The 18029-nt window shown below is 70.2% G+C and carries 16 protein-coding genes and 1 riboswitch; of the genes, 6 read left to right on the forward strand and 10 right to left on the reverse strand.

Annotated features, from left to right (window positions below):
* On the forward strand, positions 1 to 1082 hold a 1082-nt coding region (locus IT306_11470; GenBank protein ID MCC7369035.1), incomplete at its 5' end, for a hypothetical protein.
* 573 nt (positions 1083 to 1655) lie between these two features.
* Positions 1656 to 3359, forward strand: coding sequence for a hypothetical protein (locus IT306_11475; GenBank protein MCC7369036.1), 1704 nt, complete (start codon positions 1656 to 1658; stop codon positions 3357 to 3359).
* 57 nt (positions 3360 to 3416) lie between these two features.
* Here the strand turns inward: IT306_11475 and IT306_11480 are convergent, their stop codons facing one another.
* From IT306_11480 to IT306_11490, 3 genes are all read right to left on the reverse strand, one after another.
* Positions 3417 to 4631, reverse strand: a complete 1215-nt coding sequence (locus IT306_11480; GenBank protein ID MCC7369037.1) for a glycosyltransferase — start codon at positions 4629 to 4631, stop codon at positions 3417 to 3419.
* A gap of 14 nt (positions 4632 to 4645) precedes the next feature.
* The gene (locus IT306_11485) at positions 4646 to 5860 is read right to left on the reverse strand and encodes a glycosyltransferase family 4 protein (protein ID MCC7369038.1); all 1215 of its coding nucleotides are present in this window, start codon (positions 5858 to 5860) and stop codon (positions 4646 to 4648) included.
* A gap of 134 nt (positions 5861 to 5994) precedes the next feature.
* The gene (locus tag IT306_11490; protein MCC7369039.1) at positions 5995 to 6675 is read right to left on the reverse strand and encodes a response regulator transcription factor; all 681 of its coding nucleotides are present in this window, start codon (positions 6673 to 6675) and stop codon (positions 5995 to 5997) included.
* Between the two features lie 371 nt (positions 6676 to 7046).
* On the opposite strand from IT306_11490, the gene IT306_11495 reads away from it, so the two are divergent.
* The 4 genes from IT306_11495 to IT306_11510 all read left to right on the forward strand — a co-directional run bounded on the left by IT306_11495 (position 7047) and on the right by IT306_11510 (position 11211).
* A complete protein-coding gene (locus tag IT306_11495) occupies positions 7047 to 8153 on the forward strand; it encodes a nucleotidyltransferase family protein (protein MCC7369040.1) in 1107 nt (368 codons plus the stop codon).
* Positions 8154 to 8689: 536 nt separating this feature from the next.
* On the forward strand, positions 8690 to 9556 hold the full coding sequence (locus tag IT306_11500; protein ID MCC7369041.1) for a WecB/TagA/CpsF family glycosyltransferase: 867 nt from the start codon (positions 8690 to 8692) through the stop codon (positions 9554 to 9556).
* On the forward strand, positions 9553 to 9753 hold the full coding sequence (locus tag IT306_11505) for a hypothetical protein (protein ID MCC7369042.1): 201 nt from the start codon (positions 9553 to 9555) through the stop codon (positions 9751 to 9753). Before IT306_11500 ends, IT306_11505 begins: the two co-directional genes overlap by 4 nt.
* Positions 9754 to 9759: 6 nt before the next feature.
* Positions 9760 to 11211, forward strand: a complete 1452-nt coding sequence (locus IT306_11510; GenBank protein ID MCC7369043.1) for a sugar transferase — start codon at positions 9760 to 9762, stop codon at positions 11209 to 11211.
* A 9-nt stretch (positions 11212 to 11220) separates the two neighbouring features.
* On the opposite strand, the gene IT306_11515 is transcribed toward IT306_11510, so the two are convergent.
* The 7 genes from IT306_11515 to IT306_11545 form a co-directional block, all read right to left on the reverse strand.
* Positions 11221 to 11685: a GNAT family N-acetyltransferase gene (locus IT306_11515; GenBank protein ID MCC7369044.1), complete on the reverse strand. Its 465-nt coding sequence runs from the start codon at positions 11683 to 11685 to the stop codon at positions 11221 to 11223.
* A gap of 56 nt (positions 11686 to 11741) precedes the next feature.
* Positions 11742 to 12530 carry a methyltransferase domain-containing protein gene (locus IT306_11520; GenBank protein MCC7369045.1) on the reverse strand — a complete coding sequence of 263 codons (789 nt, stop codon included), beginning with the start codon at positions 12528 to 12530 and terminating at the stop codon, positions 11742 to 11744.
* Positions 12531 to 12573: 43 nt separating this feature from the next.
* Positions 12574 to 13488 (reverse strand): ABC transporter permease, encoded by a 915-nt coding sequence (locus IT306_11525; protein ID MCC7369046.1) that lies wholly within the window; start codon positions 13486 to 13488, stop codon positions 12574 to 12576.
* Positions 13485 to 14456, reverse strand: a complete 972-nt coding sequence (locus IT306_11530; GenBank protein ID MCC7369047.1) for an ABC transporter permease — start codon at positions 14454 to 14456, stop codon at positions 13485 to 13487. Before IT306_11530 ends, IT306_11525 begins: the two co-directional genes overlap by 4 nt.
* A gap of 73 nt (positions 14457 to 14529) precedes the next feature.
* The gene (locus tag IT306_11535) at positions 14530 to 16104 is read right to left on the reverse strand and encodes an ABC transporter substrate-binding protein (protein MCC7369048.1); all 1575 of its coding nucleotides are present in this window, start codon (positions 16102 to 16104) and stop codon (positions 14530 to 14532) included.
* A 205-nt stretch (positions 16105 to 16309) separates the two neighbouring features.
* Complete coding sequence (locus tag IT306_11540; protein ID MCC7369049.1) at positions 16310 to 17230, reverse strand: sirohydrochlorin chelatase; 921 nt, start codon at positions 17228 to 17230, stop codon at positions 16310 to 16312.
* Positions 17231 to 17252: 22 nt separating this feature from the next.
* Positions 17253 to 17406, reverse strand: a riboswitch (cobalamin riboswitch).
* A gap of 240 nt (positions 17407 to 17646) precedes the next feature.
* Positions 17647 to 18009 (reverse strand): hypothetical protein, encoded by a 363-nt coding sequence (locus IT306_11545; GenBank protein MCC7369050.1) that lies wholly within the window; start codon positions 18007 to 18009, stop codon positions 17647 to 17649.
* Positions 18010 to 18029 lie beyond the last annotated feature (20 nt).

Genomic DNA, 18029 nt, shown 5'->3' on the forward strand with positions numbered 1-18029 from the left:
ACGTGATCGTCTCGGGGAACGGCGGCGAGCTGTCGGTCTTCCGCCACAGCGGCTCCGGCGGCACGGGCACCGCGACCCCCACCTCGCCGGTCTCGTCTACCGCCACCCCGACAGCCACCGTCACCGCTCCCACGGCCACGCCGGCCTCGTCAGGCGGCGGCTCGGTCGTGGACAGCGCCAGCACGGCGATCACCTTCAGTGGCTGGTGGCCGGCGCAGACCGATTCCAGCGCGCTCAGCGGGTCCGAGCGCATTGGCGAATTCGGCGGCGACTCCGCGTCCCACACGTTCACTGGATCAAGCGTTCAGGTCGTCTATCGGCAGGACACCAATCGCGGGATCGCTGCCATCAAGATCGACGGCACGACCGTTGGACAACTCGATCAATACGGGCCGGCGCTCGCACAGCAAAAGGCGACCTATTCCGTCGCCCCGGGCGCGCACACCATCCAGATCGTCGTGAATCGCGCCAAGCAGTCCGCATCGTCCGGATACTACGTCGGCCTTGATGCGCTGCTCGTCGATGGCGGCGGGGCGTCCTCTCCGGGGACCGCCACCGCGACGGCCACGCCGAAGGCGACCTCAGCGCCAACGTCTCCGCCGGCGACGGCAACGTCGGCTCCCACGTCGCCCCCGACGGCCGTCCCAACCTCTACCCGTGTCCCCACCTCGACCACGGCGCCGGCCACCGCGACGCCGGCTTCGGGCGCAACCACAACCATCGACAGCACGAGCGCCAGCATCACCTGGAAGGGCTGGTGGCCCGTGACGACGGATTCCGCGGCCGTTGGCGGTTCCGAGAAGCTCGGCGAGTTCGGAGGAGACTCGGCCTCGTACACCTTCACGGGATCGAGCATTCAGCTCGTCTATCGGCAGAATACGAACCGAGGCATCGCGCAGATCAAGATCGACGGCGCCGTGGTCGGGACGCTCGACCAGTACGGCGCGTCCACCGCACAGAAGAAGGCGACCTACAACGTCACGCGCGGCAGCCACACGATCCAGGTCGTGGTGACCCGGAGCAAGCAGTCCGCGTCCAGCGGCTACTACGTCGGGATCGACGCCTTCATCGTCACGCCCTGACGCGCGGCACGGTTCCCGCACCGCAAGGCCGGATGGCGCTCGGCTCGTGAGCGCCCCGGCCCCAGGGCACGCAAGACCGTGCCATCACATGTCAGAGGTACACATCGGCCGCTGGATCGGGACGCTGCCGATCCAGCGGCCGATGTGCGTGCTGGGCGCGCGACAAGGAGCGCGGGCACGGGGCGCTGCCTGTCAGGCGGTTACATCCTTTGCCCACACGTATGCGTATTCGCAAGGAGATCCGGCGTATCCTACCGTGGAGCAATGCACGCCGCGTCGGCCAGGGCGGGCCGGCCCGACACGTAGCCTCCGATGCGCGCGCCTTCGTCACGCCCGGTGCAGGGGACCGAGCCGATGCCAGAGCCGCAACCGAATTCCCGGGTCGCGAGCCGATCTGCTGCTGCGCTGGCAGGCGCCTTGCTGGTGCTCGCCCTGGCACTGGGCCTCAGGGCCGGTCCAGCGGCTGGCCCCGTGACTGCCACCGGGTCCGCCGCCAACACGATGCCCCTCCGGCAAGCCGCCGGCGCCTGCCCGAGTCCACGTCCCGCCGTCCAGGTGGTCATGAGCCGTGCGGTGCCCAGCATCCTGACCGTGACGGTGACCGCCGGGGCTGGCGACCTCCAGTCGATCCGGTTCGGGACGGCCTCGAACGCGCGCATCGACGTGCCGGGCCGGCCCACCAGCACCACCGGCGGCTTCACGGCCACCTACCCGGCCGGCACCCAGACGGCGTCGTTCACCGTCCAGCAGGGGCCGGCCACCGCTGCCGTGACCGTCCCGCTGACGCCCCGCGACGCCTGTGGCGACTGGTCAACCTTTGTGGGCGGCGGCGTGAACGCCTGGCCGACGCCTGCGCCCACCGCGACGCCGACCCGCGCCGTCACGCCCACGCCGACGGGAACCGTGCAGCCGGGCGGCGCGCCGGTCCGCGAAGCGTTCGAGGCGGAGCCGGCCTCCTGGGTCGTCTCCAGGGACGTGACCGGTACCGGCAGCATCACCCGCAGCTCGGCGGTCTCCGCCGTGGATGGCAGCTTCGTGGCACGTGCGGCCACCACCAGCGGCGGCAGGGCCGGCCTGCGTGTCAACTTCCAGAACGCTGCCGCCGGCCGCGCCTGGCAGGAGCGGCCCGGCGACTGGTACTGGCAGCGCGCCAGCGTCTACGTGCCATCCTCCACCGTCAGCGCGCTCGGGTCCACCAGCTACCTGACGCTCGGGCGGCTGTGGGCCAGCGGCTCCAACTACGGCTGGTCCCTGCGGGTGCGCCAGAACGGCGCGCTGTATGCCGTGGGGCAGCGGGACTGGGATAACACGTCGATTGAGTTCCCGGTTTACGGACAGGTTCCCACCGACCGCTGGTTCGAGCTGGAGCTGGGGCTGCACAGCCAGGCCGGGCCGGGCGTCAAGCGCGCCTTCGCCTTCTCGATCGACGGCGCCTTCTTCGGCTGGTACCACCAGGGCCGCATGCAGAGCGAGACCTACGATCAGGCGGCCATCGGCGTGGTGGACACCAACAGCACCAGCCCGCTCGAAGTGTTCGTGGACCGCTGGCGTCAGCCGACCACCGCCGCCCTGCCGGACGGCCCCGACACCCGCTCGACAGCCAACGTCCAGGAGATCGACTATCGCACCCAGTCTGGCGCAGGGTGGCAGATCGACTGGACCACCTGGGCGAACGATCTGCGGCTCGCGCCGGTCCACGGGCTGTACAGCGCCACCGACCGGCTCCAGTCCGGCCGGAACCTGGACCGCTTCCCAGACTTGACCTCCGGCTGGGCCGAGATCGAGATCGGCTGGCCGAACGGCACGCCGTCCAACCGGACCCCGGCGAACGGCAGCTACTTCGGTCCGATGGTCGGCTTCCGCAAGGAGATCAACCGCGAGCAGAACCTGGAAGTGATCCCGATGGGGCGGGGCGGCGGCCTCGTCTCGCTGATCTTCGAGGTCTGGGACGGCTCCGGCCCGACGATCCTCGCCGAGTGGCCGCTGCCGCTGGCGTCGATTGGCGGCGGCAGCCACATCCCCGAGGCCGGCGACATCATCCGCGCCCGCTGGGATCAGGTCTCCGCGACGCAGCTGCGCGTCCGCGCCAGCTTCTACGACGCCAGCGCCGCGCGGTGGCACGCGGACGTCATCGACCACACCTTCAACGCCAGCAGCATCGCCGGCGTCAACTACACCGACGGCTACCATCTGGCCTCGTCGGTGACGGTGGACAGCACGGCGTACTCGATCCGCCGGTTCAAGCTGGGGCAGCCGGCCACCTACCCGACGCCCTGACGCGCGCTGGAGCTACCTCACGACATGTCAACGTGCTGCCTTCAGGACGGCCCTGGTTTAGCTCCGGGCCGTCCTGATCCACGGACCGGACCCCCGCGCCGCCAGCGAGCGCGCGTACAGCCACACCTTCCAGCCGACATAGGTCGGGGCGTAGGCGAGGGCGCGATACACCCGCCACGGCGCGCCGACCAGCACCAGCCCGGTCAGGACATAGGCAAGCTGGCCGCCCAGGCTGAACAGCCCCAGCCCGGCGGCCAGCCGCGAGCGGCACAGCAGCCCGGCCCCGGTCAGCGCCCCGGCCAGCACCACCGGCACCGAGAGCGGCGGGATCAACTGCTCGGCGATGGCGTCCAGGCGGACCGGATCGCGCTGGCGCAGGCCGGCCAGCAGCAGCCCCAGGCCGCGCTCGCGCAGCATCTCGACCCGGCCGCGCTCCCAGCGCTCGTTCTGGCTTTCGGCTTGCGCGAACGTGACCGGCATGTCGGCCAGGACCGTCGTCTCGGGGATGAAGTCCACCCGCAGCCCGTCCGCGACCAGCGCCAGGTGGAACTCGACATCCTCGGCCAGCGTGAACCACTCCCAGCCGTGCTGCTCCAGCACCTCGGCCAGGAAACCCATGCCGTTGCCCTTCAGGCCGCAGGACAGCCCGAGCTGACGACGGCCGAGCGGGCGAACATAGTGCAAGGCGGCCAGCGCGGCGTACCGCAGCGCCGCCAGCGGCGACTCGTCCGCGTTGAGGACCGTGTAGTAGACCTGGACGACGGCGCTGCCGGCTTCGAAATGGGCATCCATCCGTGTCAGCAGGTCCGGCGCGACGACGGTATCGGCGTCGATCACCACGTAGGCGTCGTAGCGTGCGCCGCGCTCGCGGAGGCGGGCCAGCACCCAGCGCAGCGCGTACCCCTTGCCCCGGTGGGCGTTGTCGGAGCGTTCCTCGACCTGTGCTCCGGCCGCCCGTGCGATCTCCGCCGTGCGGTCGGTGCAGTTGTCCGCCACCACGACCACGTCGTAGCGTGACCTGGGATAGTCGAGGGCCGCCGTGCTCGCCAGCAGCCGCCCGATGGTGGACTCCTCGTCGTGGGCCGGCGCCAGGATGGCGAAGCGCCGCCGCTGGCCCCCTTCAGGCGGCCCGCTGACGCCCATGAGCCGCGCCCAGAGCGCCGCGCCGGTCAGCAGCAGCAGATAGCCCGTCAGGGCGGCCAGCCCGCCGGCCGCCAGGGCGAGCGCTGTGCGTACGGCACGCATCACGAGACGCACTGGCGATCCTGCCACGACGCTCCTGGTCGTCAGGATACCTGACGACCGCGCGACCTGGCTGTGAGCGGGTCGGCCGTCGGGACGATTGAGAGTGGCGGCCGGCCCTGCTGCGGCGTCCGTACCAGCTCGATCACCCGTGCGATGCGCTCGGCAAACTGGTTCACCGACATCAGGTGCTCGACGGTCCGGCGGCCGGCCTCCCCGAGCTGCCTGCGGTGCTCCGGGTTCTCCAGCAGGAACGCGATGGCGCGGTGGAGCGCGCCCGGATCCTTCGGCGGGACGTAGAAGCCGTTCGGCTCCAGCGGCACGCCCTCTTCTTCCGCGAAATCGTGCAGCAGGCTGATCGGGCGGTCGCGGTCCTCCCCGCCGTTGCCGTTGCCACGCGTCACCAGGCGGCGGTCATGGATCACGTCCGTCTGGCCGTAGGTGTGGGTCACGATGACCGGCTTGCCCATCGCCATCGCTTCGAGGATCGTCGTCACGCCGGCCTGGAAGTCCACGTCGTCCACGGGGACCGCCACGATGGCCGCCCGCGCGAAAAGATCCCGCAGTTCGCGGTAGTTGAAGCTGCTCACCTCGACGTTGGCCGGGCGCGGCGCGTCCAGGGCCGTGTTCCGCCGCTTCGACCAGTGGCTTGACGCTCCGACGACCAGCTTCACGTCCAGACCGTCAACCGCCTGGAAGAGCGTCGGGTAGTCGCGATACTCCAGCCCGGCGCTGGTGACGAGCCGCTCCTCCGGCACATCCATCGGATGCCAGAAGTCGGGATCGACCTGATACGGCAGGAGCGCCAACTGCTCCTTCGAGAAGCCAAGCTCGTCCAGGGCCAGGTCGTACTGGAACCGCGAGTGCAGCACGACGGCGCTCATGTGCGTCTGGACGCGCAGCCACTTGAAGAACGGGCGCTTCTTGGATGTTGAGAGTCGGTGGCCGATGGTGACGTGCGCCTTCTTCGATGAGGCCAGCTTCAGGAGCAGCGCCAGCGGGATGCCGATGTGCTCGCCGTCAGTCAGGATCACGTCGTAGTGGCGGCGACGGAGGAAGGCGAGCAGGGCCTGCGTCGCCGAGCGGCCGGCGACCTTCGAGAGCAGGCGCAGGACCGGGTTGCCTCTGGCAGCGGACCAGTCCAGGAGGTCCGCCCCGAGCCGCTCGGCGATGGCGGCATAGTCCTTTTTGGGACCGTCGCCCTGGGGTGGAATACCGTCTGGCAGGTTCGCGCTGACCACGAAGAGGGTTCTGGTCATCGTCCTTCTTCGGCCTGACTTTCTTTCAGGATGATACCAATACCGGTGGGCCAGCACGGGAGCGTGGTCCGCACGGTATGCGGATGGTGCCAGGATCGCAGCCCCCTGTGCCCGCGGCCGCCCTGACAGACCCATCACAAACCGCGCAGCGTGTACCCCGTGCCGACGATAGCCTTGATCCCAACATCGCCGCTGACCGGCAGGCCGAGCTTCTTCCGGATGCTGCAAATGCGGATCTTCAAGTGCGAGGGGCTGCCGCCGTCGTGCCCCCAGGCGTACTCGATCAGGCGATCGTACGGGACCACCCGCCCCTTGTTGGCTGCCAGGATGTGGAGGATGCGGAACTCCAGCGGCGTCAGGCGGATCTGCTGGCCGTCCTTCCGCACCTCGAAGCTCTGCACGTCCAGGTCGAGCGTGCCGGCCTGGACGTGGTCGCCGCGCTGCTGCCTGGCGGGCCGGCCCGTGCGCCGCAGCACCGCCGCTGCGCGAGCCACCAGCAGCCGGGGGCTGTACGGCTTCACGACGAAGTCATCCACACCCAGGCGGAAGGCGCGCATCACGTCCTCTTCGTCGTCGCGGGTGGTCAGGACGATCAGCGGCACCTGGTTGTCGATACGGACGCGCCGGCAGACCTCGAAGCCGTCGATGCCCGGCAGGTCCAGCTCCAACACGACCATATCCGGGCGGGCCGTGGGGATCAGGTCGAGCGCTCGCTCGCCGTCCAGCGCGGACACGACGTCGTAGCCGCCGCGCAGGAAGGCCCGCGAGATCGGTTCGAGCAGCTCCGGATCCTGATCAACCAGCAGGATCTTCATGGTGCGACCTCCGCCGGGGCGTCCAGCATGGCCTGGCTGTATCGAACGGCGTAGCTGTATCTGCCGGCGTAGACTTCTCTGAATGCTGACGCACAGCTCCTGCGGCCCCTGTCTTGACCGTATAACGGCCGAACGGCAGGAAAAGGGGCCCAGGTGGGCGCGAGTATACTTGGCGCGCCATGCCAGGGTGGTAAGTCCGCGTTCAGGACTCTTGCCGTCGCCACGCACGTACCGTGGGCGACGATGCTCCCGGCCGCACCAGACGCTCACGCTGTGTCACAAACGCAAGTCGATATCCTAGAATCCTAGTGACCAGAACGGCCAGGAACGGGCAGGACACGGTCCGCTGTCTCCTGGGCGCGGGGACGTGCATGCCGATCAGCCCGGAAGCCCGGTTCATCACCCGCTGTGTCCGCGAGCCTGACACCCTGCTGCCGCGGGAGCTGCAGCAGTGCGTTCGCGCCGTCGGCGACTGGCAGACGGTCGCCGAGCTGGCCGCCCGCCACGGCGTCTCCGGCTACGTCCGCCAGGCGATCACCCGCGACCGACTGGACGTGCCGGTCTTCGTGGCAGACGGCCTGCGGACCGCCGCCCTGGCGCAGATCGCCCACGTCGCCCGGCTGAACGTGGCCCTCGGGCAGTTGTCCGAGGCGTTCTCGGCGGCCAGGGTGCCGTTCATCCTGCTGAAAGGCCCCGTCCTCTCCCAGCTGGTGTATCGCGAGCCGACCCTCCGGCCGTACTCAGACCTGGACTTGAACGTCCGCGAGCCTGACGAAGCTGCCGCCGTCCAGGCGATCCTCAGCGTCGGGCTGGGGGAGGTGCCGCACGGCGCAGAGGTCGAGCGGCAGACGCACGCGCACCATGTGCACGGCGGCACGGCGTTCCACCGGGTCTTCCTGGGGCCGCGCGGCACCCCCAGTGAGGGTGTGATGGTCGAGCTGCACCTCGACCCGCTCCAGATGGGCCTCCGCACGACCCACGAGGGCTTACGCTGGGAGCGCGCGCAGCCCTTGCCGAGCCAGCCTGGCGTGCAGATGCTCAGCCTCGAAGATCAGATCATCCAGCTGTCCGTCCACGTCCACAAGCACGGCTTCAACCGGCTGATCTGGCTCAAAGATATCGACCTGCTGGTGCGGCGCTACGGCGCGACGCTCGACTGGGATGCCGTCAAGGCCGACGCCCAGGCCGAGGGCGTGGAGGGCTCCGTCTGGTATACGCTCTGGCTGGCCTCGACCGTCTTTCTGGCGCCGGTGCCGCCGGGCGTGCTGCAGATGCTCGCGCCGACAGCCCCCGTCAGGCTGCTCTACCGGCAGGTCTGGCCGCCCGAAGGAGTCGCGAATCTCGAAGGGCACATGCGGCGGCGGGCGGTACAGTTTCTTGCAGCCGACTCGTGGCGCGGGATGCTCCCGAATCTCGTGCTGATGGGCCGACGGCGGACGCGAGCACGGGCCATCTTGAGCGCCGTGTTCCGCCGATGATCGTTCTGGTAGGTCACGCATCCGTGGTGCATTTGAGACGTTTTCTAGAGACGACCGATCGGGACGCAGGAACGGCGCGCGGCCCGATCGCCGCGGCCCGCCAGCAACGTGGCAGGCAACCTTCAGACGTCACCGTGAACAGATCAGGAGCAAGGCGCGGTCAACCCGACCCTCCCCGTCACATCATTGCGTTCTATCCCATAGGATGCGTGCGCCCACGCGTACCCCGAAGCGATTCAGCCCAGAGGGTGGCGTTCGCGAGGCAGGCATCCGCTGGGAGTTGCGCCGGCAGCGTGGCTCCCGGTCGGCGGTGGCCCTGGGTATTGGCCCGTGGTGGTCGATCTCCGGGCCAGCACAGGCAGCTGTCGTAGGGGTGCTATGGGTGATGGGTGTGGACATCGGGCGGGCCGGCCAACCGGGAACCAAATTGCAACGGGGTATCTACGGTCAGAGTGCGTATGTCACCGGATCATATGTATATCTGGCCGACGCACGGGCAAGCGTCGCTGCTGGAATTGAGGAGTCGAGGGCGAGAAATGGCAACTGAGGCGCTGGCGGTCCAAAAGACGCCTCGGCACGCCGCGGGGAAAATCGTCTCCCATCCGACCCATCCGGGGCGCGAAGCGCGCCGGCGGATCGATCTCGGCGGCGTGCTGATCGACCGTGTGGATACCGGGTCGGCGGTTGAGCGCATTCGGGGCTTCCTGCGGTCAGGCACGCTGAACCAGATCGTCACCGTCAATCTCGACTTCGTCGCGATCTCCCGACGGGACAGCTACTTCCGCGAGACGCTCAACAAGGCCGATCTGGCCGTGGCCGATGGCATGCCGCTGGTCTGGGTCTCCAAGCTGACCGACGAGCCGGTGCCGGAGCGTCTGACGGGCGTCGAGCTGCTGGACGAGTGCTGCCGCGTGGCCGTCGAGACGGACAGCAGCATCTTCCTACTGGGCGCCGCGCCCGGCGTGGCCGACGAGGCCGCCCTGACCTTGCAGGAGCGGTTCCCGGGCCTGAAGATCGCCGGCGTCTACGCGCCGCCGTTCGGCCCGCTCACCCACGAGGAGAACGAGCGCATCCTGGCGACGATCAACGCCGCGCAGCCGGAGTTCCTCTTCGTCGCGCTCGGCGCGCCGCAGCAGGACATCTGGATCCGGGCCAACCGCGACCGGCTCGACGTGCCGGTGGCGATGGGCGTCGGCTGCGTGCTCGACCTGCTGGCGGGCGTCGTGTCGCGCGCGCCGCGCTGGATGCAGCATGCCGGCCTGGAGTGGCTGTTCCGCCTGCTGCAGGAGCCCCACCGGCTCTGGCGGCGGTACATCCTCGACGACATGCCGGTGCTCTTCTGGCTGGTGCGGCAGGCGCGGGAGCGCTCGCGCATGGCGGTCCCGGCGGAGGCAACGCCGTGAGCGCGCCGCACTTCGCCGCCCGTGACGACGTGCTGCCCGAGCGCGGGTTCTGGCAGCGGTTCGGCGGGAGCGCCGTCCTGATTGGGGCTGGCCTCGGCTGGGCCTCGGCGCTGCTCGCCTGTGCGCTGGCCGGGCCGGTCTCGCTGGCACTGGGGAGTCGCGACGAGCGTCGCCCGACGCCACACGACGACCTGTAGTACGCCATGTCCACGCTTGATGTGCCCGCCAGCCGGCAAGGCTGGTCCTCTCCCACGGCCTGGGTTGGCCGCCGCCTGCCGTTATTGGCGGGAGCCGCGGTCATGGCCGGCGACGCCCTGCTGGTCGTCGGGGCGTTCTTGCTGGCCTACTGGGTCCGCTTCATCGTGCCGGACCTGGAGGCTGCCGCGCTCGGCCTGGACGAGTACGTCCGGCTGGGCGCGCTGGTCAGCCTGGTCGCCGTCGTCCTGTTCGCCCTCCACGAGTTCTACGACCTGGACCGCCCGCGCTCCTGGCTGACGCGGTTCCAGATGATCGTCTCGACGGTCTCGACGGCCCTGGTGCTGACGGTGGCGATGTCGTTCTTCCTGGGCGATCTTCGCTTTTCGCGGCTCTGGTTCGCGGCCGGTTGGGCCTTCTCGGTGATCGGGCTGGTCGGCTGGCGCTGGCTGGCCGTCAGCGGCTACGCGGCGGCCCGCGACGCAGTCGTGCCGGCCCGCAAGGTGCTGATCGTCGGGGCGAACGTGGCCGGGCGCGATCTGGCCCGCGAGCTGGCGACCTCCTGTCAGGTGGTCGGGTACGTGGACAACGGCTCCGACCTGGAGGACGCCGAGGCCCACGAGCTCTCGCTGATCGGGCCAATCGCCAGCCTCGACCGGCTGGTGCAACAGTACGGCGTCGACGAGATCGTCGTGGCGCTGCCGCCCAGCCGTCGCGAGCAGCTCGGCCGGATCGTGGCGCGCGGCTTCGGGCGGCCGGTTCAGGTGAAGTTCGCGGCGGACCTCGGCGAGCCGCTCCCGGAGCGGTTCGCGCTGCACCGCCACGGCGGGCGCTCGTTCATCGGGTTTGCGCCGGTGGCCCCCGTCTCCTGGCTCAAGCGCGCCTTCGACCTCGTGTTCGGGACGCTGGCGGTGATCGGCCTCGCGCCGGTCATGGCGGCCATCGCCATCTTGATCCGCCTCGACTCGCCCGGCCCGATCTTCTACGGACAGGAGCGGGTGGGCAAGGACGGCGTCCGCTTCACGATGCTGAAATTCCGCTCGATGCGCCAGGACGCCGACCGGCTCCTGGAGGAGCTGCGCGCCCAGAACGAGGCGTCGGGGCCGCTGTTCAAGATGCGGAACGACCCGCGCGTCACGAAGATCGGGCGGGTGCTGCGCCGCACGAGCCTGGACGAGCTGCCGCAGCTGTTCAACGTGCTGCTGGGGCAGATGAGCCTGGTGGGGCCGCGCCCACCCGTCCCCAGCGAGGTGGCCCAGTACGAGGACTGGCAGTTCGGGCGGCTGCGGGCGGTCCCGGGCATGACGGGCCTCTGGCAGGTGAGCGGCCGGAGCGACGTGCCGTTCCACGACATGGTGCGCCTGGACCTGCACTACATCCGCAACTGGTCGCTGTGGTGGGATCTGGAGATCATCCTGCGGACGATCCCGGCGGTGATCGGCAAGAGCGGGGCGTACTGAACGCCATCGTCAGTCCGCGTCCAGCTCGAAGTGGACGGAGCCTGCTGGCGGCGTGCCCGTGCGGCCGTCGTACACGACGCGGCAGCCCATCGCCTGCCAGAACGCGACGGCCTGCTCGGTGTGCAGGCAGACGCGTTCGTAGCCGCCGGCCTCCCGCACGAACGCGCGGAGGGCGTCCACGAGCCGGCGTGCGACCCCGCGCCGCCGCTGCCCGGCCGCCACGAAGACTCGCACGATCTGCGCCGTCCGCTCCGGGGGCTGATAGCGCTCGCGGAGCCAGACCGGCAGCGTGTCGGCGGTTGGCCCGCCCGACCGCACACCGCCCATGCCGATCAGCTCGCCGGTGTCGTCTTCCAGCGCCAGCAGCAGCGTGTGGCGTGGGTTGTCCAGGTAGACGCCCTGCAGATCGTCGTAGTCCCAGTGCCATTCGGGCCGGTAGCCGTACCCATAATCGTCCTGGAAGATCCGCAGCATGAACGCCCGTACCGCCTCGACATCGGCGGGCGTGGCCGGTCGGATGAGCAGCTCCGTCACTTGATCGCCAGCAGCACGCGATTGTCGCGGCGCTGCCAGAACGTGCCGACCTCCCGGAAGCCGGCCTCCTGGAGCGCGCCGACCTGGAAGTCGTAGCCTGGGCGGATCCACGAGCGGTCGCGGGTGGCGAAGCGGGCCTCGCGCTCGGCGAACAGGCCAGTCAGCGCGGGTTCCCGTTCGAGATGCTGCCACCACGTCGCCCAGTCCTCGGCGTCGGGGGCCGCGAACGCCGCCTGCTGCTCGCGTTGCTTCACCTGCTCGGCCATCCGCTGGAAGCCGGGCAGGGCCGGCCCGAACGGCATGTTGTCGGCGTTCATCAGCACGCTGCCCGGGGCCATCAGGCTGCCAAGCTGGCGATACACCCGCGCCAGCGCATCGCCCGCCAGCCAGTGCAGGGCCGTTGAGCTGAGGACGGCGTCCAGCGGCTGGCCGGCCAGTGCGGCCTGGAGTCGCTCGATCCAGCGCGGGTCGTTCAGGTCGTCCTTCAGCCAGGTGACCCGGCCGTCCAGCGTCCCGAGCGCCCCCGCCCCGAGCGCCAGCAGGACCGGGTCCGTGTCCAGCGCCACGGTCTGCGCGGCGGGGAACCGCCCGACGATCCGCTGGGAGATGGAGCCGGGACCGCAGGCCAGATCCAGCGCCACGAAGTCCGGTCGAAGCTGCATGTCCAGCACGTCCAGCATGATCGCGAAGCGCTCCTCGCGGTCCGGCAGGTAGCCCTGCTGCTGGGCGTCCCAACGGGCGAGCCAGCCCTGCCAGTTGATACCGGTCACGGTGGATGCGGTCATACGGTCAGTCCTTTGTCGTGGAAGTGAGGGCGTATCGTCAGGATTACCGATGATCGAAGGCGCGGCTGCTCCGGCTCGTCGGATCCAGAAAGCGCCGCCAGCTCTCGGCGGCAAGGCTCACGGCGAAGCAGGACACGGTCACGGCGAGGGCCGGCGCCAGCAGGACGTGCGGCGCTCGCTCCAGAAACGGCAGCGCTTCGGCCAGCATTGCGCCCCATTCGGGCGTCGGCGGCTTCACGCCGACGCCGAGAAACGAGAGGCCCGCGATGGTCAGGATCGTCTGGCCGTAGCGGGCCACCGCCAGCACCAGCAGCGACGGCATGGCGTTCGGCAGGACATGGCGCAAGAACGTCCTCACAGGCGTCTGCCCCAGCACCCGCGCCGACTCCACGAACGGCTGCACGCGGATGCGGGCCGTCTCCACACGGGCCAGCCGCGCATACGTTCCCCAGCCGAACAGCCCCAGCGCCAGCACGATCCCGTTGATGCCACCGCCAGACAGCCCGGACACCACCAGCGCCAGGATCAGGAAGGGGAACGCCAGCAGGATATCGATGAGCCGGGTGAGCAGCTGGTCGAGGAAGCCGCCACGGCTCGCGGCGAGGCTCCCGAGCCCGACGCCGATGGCCGCGCACATCAGGGTGATGACGAGGCTGACCCCCAGGCTGAGCCGGCCGCCGTGCAGGACTCGCGCCAGCAGATCCCGCCCCAGGGCGTCCGTCCCGAGCGGGTAGACGACGCTCGGGCCCTGGAGGCGGGCCGTCAACGTCTGCGTGCGCGGGTCAACGGCCCAGACCAGCGGCCCGAGTACGACGACGCCGATCACCACAACCAGGAGGATGGTCGGCAGGAGGGCCGTGACGCCTGGGCGGGGCCGCCCGGCGCCCGGCCTCCCGACGCCCGGCCGGGCCGGACCTGGGGCGGGTGGCTCGCCGGGCTGCACCGAGATGGCGCTCACTCGGGGACCCGCAGGAGCGGGTTGAGCTGTCGGGCCGCAAGGTCGGCTGCCCAGTTCGCCAGCACCGCCAGCGAGACCTGGATCAGCAGGCAGGCCTGGACGGTCGGGATGTCCCGTTCGCCGATCGCCTCGTAGAGCAGCCGGCCGACGCCCGGGATGGCGAAGATCACCTCGGCCACCAGCCCGCCGGCCAGCGCCCCGCTGGCCGAGGCTCCGAGCAGGCTGACGACCGGCAGCAGCGTGTGTGGCAGGGCGTGGCGCGTCAGGATGATTCGCTCTGGCAGACCCTTGGCCCGGGCCGTCCGCACCCAGTCCGAACGAAGCGTCTCGTCAAAGCCCGCCATGACCAGCCGTGTGAAGGTCGCCCAGGGCCGGAAGGCCAGGGTGGCCAGCGGCAGGATCAACGCGGCCGGCGTCTGCCAGCCGGAGACCGGCAGCACTGCGAGCTTGACGGCGAAAGTCAGCATCAGCACCAGCGCCAGGACGTAGTCAGGGATCGACAGTCCCAGCTGCGTGACGCCCAGCACCAGCCGCGTCCAGGCCCCGCTGCGAGCGGCCAGTGCCCCGACCGGGATCGCCAGGACGAGCGCCACCGCCAGCGCTCCGAGCGTCAGCGCCAGGGTCACCGGCAGCCGGCTGACGATCTGCGGCATAACCGGACGGCGCTTCGTGAACGACTGGCCGAGATCGCCCTGGAGCGCTCGCCCGAGCCACAGCGCGTACTGCTCTGGAATGGAGCGGTCGAAGCCGGTCTCGCGGCGGATCGCCTCCAGTTGGAGCCGCTCGGCGGGCACCCCCTCCCCGAAGCGCGCCCGGAACAGCGCCAGGGCGGGATCGCCCGGCACGAGCACGGTCAGCGTGTAGACCAGGAACGACGACACCAGCAGCGTGAAGGCGAGCAGCCCCAGCCGCGTCGCCAGCCAGGCCGCCAGCCCGCCCACCAGCCCGGCCCCCATTCCACCCGCCATCCCGTCGATCGTGCCGACGCGTATCCTGACCGCTGGCCCGCTCATCTGCCGCCCCACGACCACCCGAGGGCCGTCACGCCTTCACGATCTGCTCGGTGAGCGCCAGGTAGTCGGCCGGGTGGGGCTGGTAGCCGGAGATCGTCGCCTGGGTGGCGTCGATCTGGATGTACGAGCTGAGGACGATGGCGGCGGCGTCCTGCTCCACGATCTGCTGCTCCATCTGCCGATACCGTGCGTAGCGATCCGTGGTGTCCTGCAGCGTGCCGGCCGCCGCGATCTCGGCGTCGAGGCTGGCGTAGCGCGTCAGGTTGTACGAGCCGCCGCTGGAGAAGTCAGACTCGAAGGTGGCTTGCGGATCGAACAGGAACAGCGGGTTGCGCGCCACCAGCGAGATGTCGTTCTCGCCGCGCAGGCCCGCGCCCTCCATCACGCTCCCCTCGACGACGCTGATCTCGGCCTGCACCCCGACATCCGCGAACTGCTGCTGGAGCACCTGAGCCAGCAGCGGCAGCTCCGGGCGCGATGGATAGGTGGTGATGGTCAGCGCAAGCGGGCTGCTCGGGCCGTAGCCTGCCTCGGCCAGCAGCGTGCGCGCTGCCGACTGGTCGAACGGCAGACCGGTGAGGCCGGCGTTGCCCCAGGGATAGGCCGGGTTGAAGATCGCCGCCTGGGATGCGCCCTGGTTCTCCAGCACCGTCTGCACGATGGTCTCGCGGTCCACGGCGTGGGCCAGGGCGCGGCGGACCCGCACGTCGCCGGTGCGCGGCCCCTGCACGTTCAGGTAGAGCAGGCGCACGCGTGGCAGCGGCAGGGTGAATACCCGGGCGTTCGGGGCGGCCTGAAGGGCGGCGAGATCGGCGGGGTTGATGATCCGGGCGATGTCCGCCTCGCCGGAGCGGATCATGTTGGCGCGGGTCTGGCCCTGCGGCACGGTCAAGTACTGCACCTGCCCGACGCCCGGCGTGCCGCCCCAGTAGGCCGTATGCGCCTCAAGGACGCGGCGGTCGCCCGGGCGGAAGTCCACCAGCTTGAACGGCCCCGTGCCCACCGGCGCAATGAATGAGCCGTCCGCACCGAACGAGGCCGACGGCTCGTAGATGACGGCCTTGCTGTCTGCCAGGATCGCCGGGAGATACGGCACCGGCGCCACGGTGCGGATGGTGACGGTGGCGGCGTCCACCGCGGTGATTGCCGCGCCCCTGAAGGCCGCGGCGGCGTTCTTCGACTCGGCCAGCCGCTGGAGGCTGGCAACGACCGCTCCGGCGTCGAGCGGCACGCCGTTGTGGAACGTCACACCGGAACGGAGTGTGAACCGCCAGGTGGCCGGATCGTCCAGACTCCAGGAGGTCGCCAGCGCGCCCTCGAACTGGCTCTGGAAGTTGATCCTGAGCAGCCCCTGGCCGATACCCTCGCGCATGACGAAGATATCGCCATCGGCGTACGATTTCGGCTCGAACGAATCGACGAACGTCAGCGTACGTGACGTCTGCCGCAGGCCGGCCGGCGCGTGCGGCCCGACAACCGAGGCAGCAGCGGCCGTCGCCGAACGACCTGCGAGCAGCGCGCCGACCGCGCCCGAGATGGCCGCCGTCCCAAAGGCCCGAACGAAGAGCCGCCGTGAGAAGAGCAGACCGCGAGACCGGAGCATCGCCCCTCCTTCATAGATGAGACACTGTATCATAAGTCTCGGCGCGAGCGCCGCGGGCACGTTGCGGCTCGTGCGTCGCTGCCAGGCGGATACCCTGCCCTACAGCATACTTTGTAACTGCAACTCTTTGCATCTGGGAGTGGCGGCGGCCTGCCGTACCGGACCCGGCTTCGGGCCCGGCCGTGACCCCAGGCGCCCCACGCCGTCACCGCCGGGCGCGGTGGTGGTCGTGTAGCCCGGCGCCGCCTTCGCGCAGGCCGTGGGCCGGGTCGGACGTCTGCTCGCGCCCGGTCATCTGCTCGAAGCCGATCAGCGGCGTCCGGTAGACGCAGCAGTCGCAGCGCATCGCCACGCTGCCCGCGAGCGCCTCGCCGATGCGCCGCTCGGCCAGCCCGAGGATCTCCGGATGCGCGCCCAGGTGGTCCGCGACCAGCAGCTCAACGTGCGGCAGGCCGCTCATCACCTCGGCCACCATCTCGCCGATGCGGCGCACCAGCACGCCCGTGAACAGGAAGTACGGCAGCACGATGACCCGCTCGGCCCCCAGGGTCACGCAACGGGCGATCCCCTCCTGGAGCGTCGGCCGGGTGATCCCGACGAAGCACGGCTCCACCCAGCCGAACGCCCGCCCCTCCCAGAGCATCCGAGCCAGGTGGTACACCTGCGCGTTGGCGTCAGGGTCGCTGCTGCCGCGCTCGACCAGGACGATCCCCGTACGCTCGCGCGGGAACGGCCCGACGGCCTCTTCCACCGCTGCGATCCGCTCGTCCAGCACGCGCAGCAGCTCTGGTTGCACGCCGAGCGGCGCGCCGTACCGCAGGGTGAGCGTCGGGTGACGCTCGCGGGCCACGGCCAGCGCGGCTGGTACGTCGTTCTTGACGTGCCCGGCCCCGAACAGCATCAGCGGCAGCACGACGGTCTCGCGGACCCCGGCCTCGGCCAGCCGCGCGAGGGTGTCGAGGATCGGCGGGTCGGTCAGTTCCAGAAAGGCCGGCCAGAGCGGGAGCGTCGGCCCCAGGCGTGCGGCGAGGGCGGCGGCGAACGCCCGCGCCTCGGCAGCGCCGGCCGGATCGCGCGTCCCGTGGGCCGCCAGCACGACGGCACGTTCACACAGTGCGACAGACATCGCCTCCACCTTTCGCTCGAAGGAGTTCGGCGCTGGTGAAGGCAGGTAGCCTGGCTCGCGACGCTGCCTGAGCGCAGCGTTCGCCTACAGTTGCGGGACAGCGCCGGACTCTGACCGGCTTCCCCTGACACCCCACCCGAGCGGTTGCAGCGCGGACCGTACCACGTCCTGCAACGGTGTGCAACTGCATAACCAGAACGACCAGGGCGATCGCCTGTTCGCTGGTCTTCCCAGAACGCGGTGAGACGCGCAGTCGGGGGTTGAAACCCCCGTCTACAGTCATTCAGTCGCTGCGCGACGGATGCCGAGAACAGCAGCGACCGGTGAGCCTGGAGCGTCGCGAAGCGACTGCAGGATGGTAGACGGGGCTTTCACGCCCCGACGACGGTGCGCGACGCGCCGCCAGCGCGGCCGCGCTAGCGGCGCTGTTTCGTGTCACCCTGCTGGCTGCCGCCCGCGTACGGCCCGTGCTCGACCTGTGTCACGCGGGACGGCAGCTTGCCGCCGAGCTTCGGATAGCCGTGCTCGTGCAGCGCTTCCCGATCTGCTGCGCCAGGGTTGCCGTAGTGCTCGCCGCGCTGGCGCAGGCTCGGCTCCTCGACGGAGACGCTGCTGGGCGGGGCGTCGTCTGCCGCCGCAGGATCACGGTGGCGCTGCTGGTAGCGCAGCCCACCCCCGCTCTCGATCTGCTCCGCGTCCAGGCGGGTGCGCGTGTCACGCGCCTCGCCTGGGGCATGCTCGGTCGTTGCTGCCGCGTCCCGCCGATCCTGTGCAGGCATGGTCGGGCCTCCTGACGATG

This window comes from Chloroflexota bacterium, from assembly GCA_020850535.1.
GTDB lineage: Bacteria > Chloroflexota > UBA6077 > UBA6077 > JACCZL01 > JADZEM01.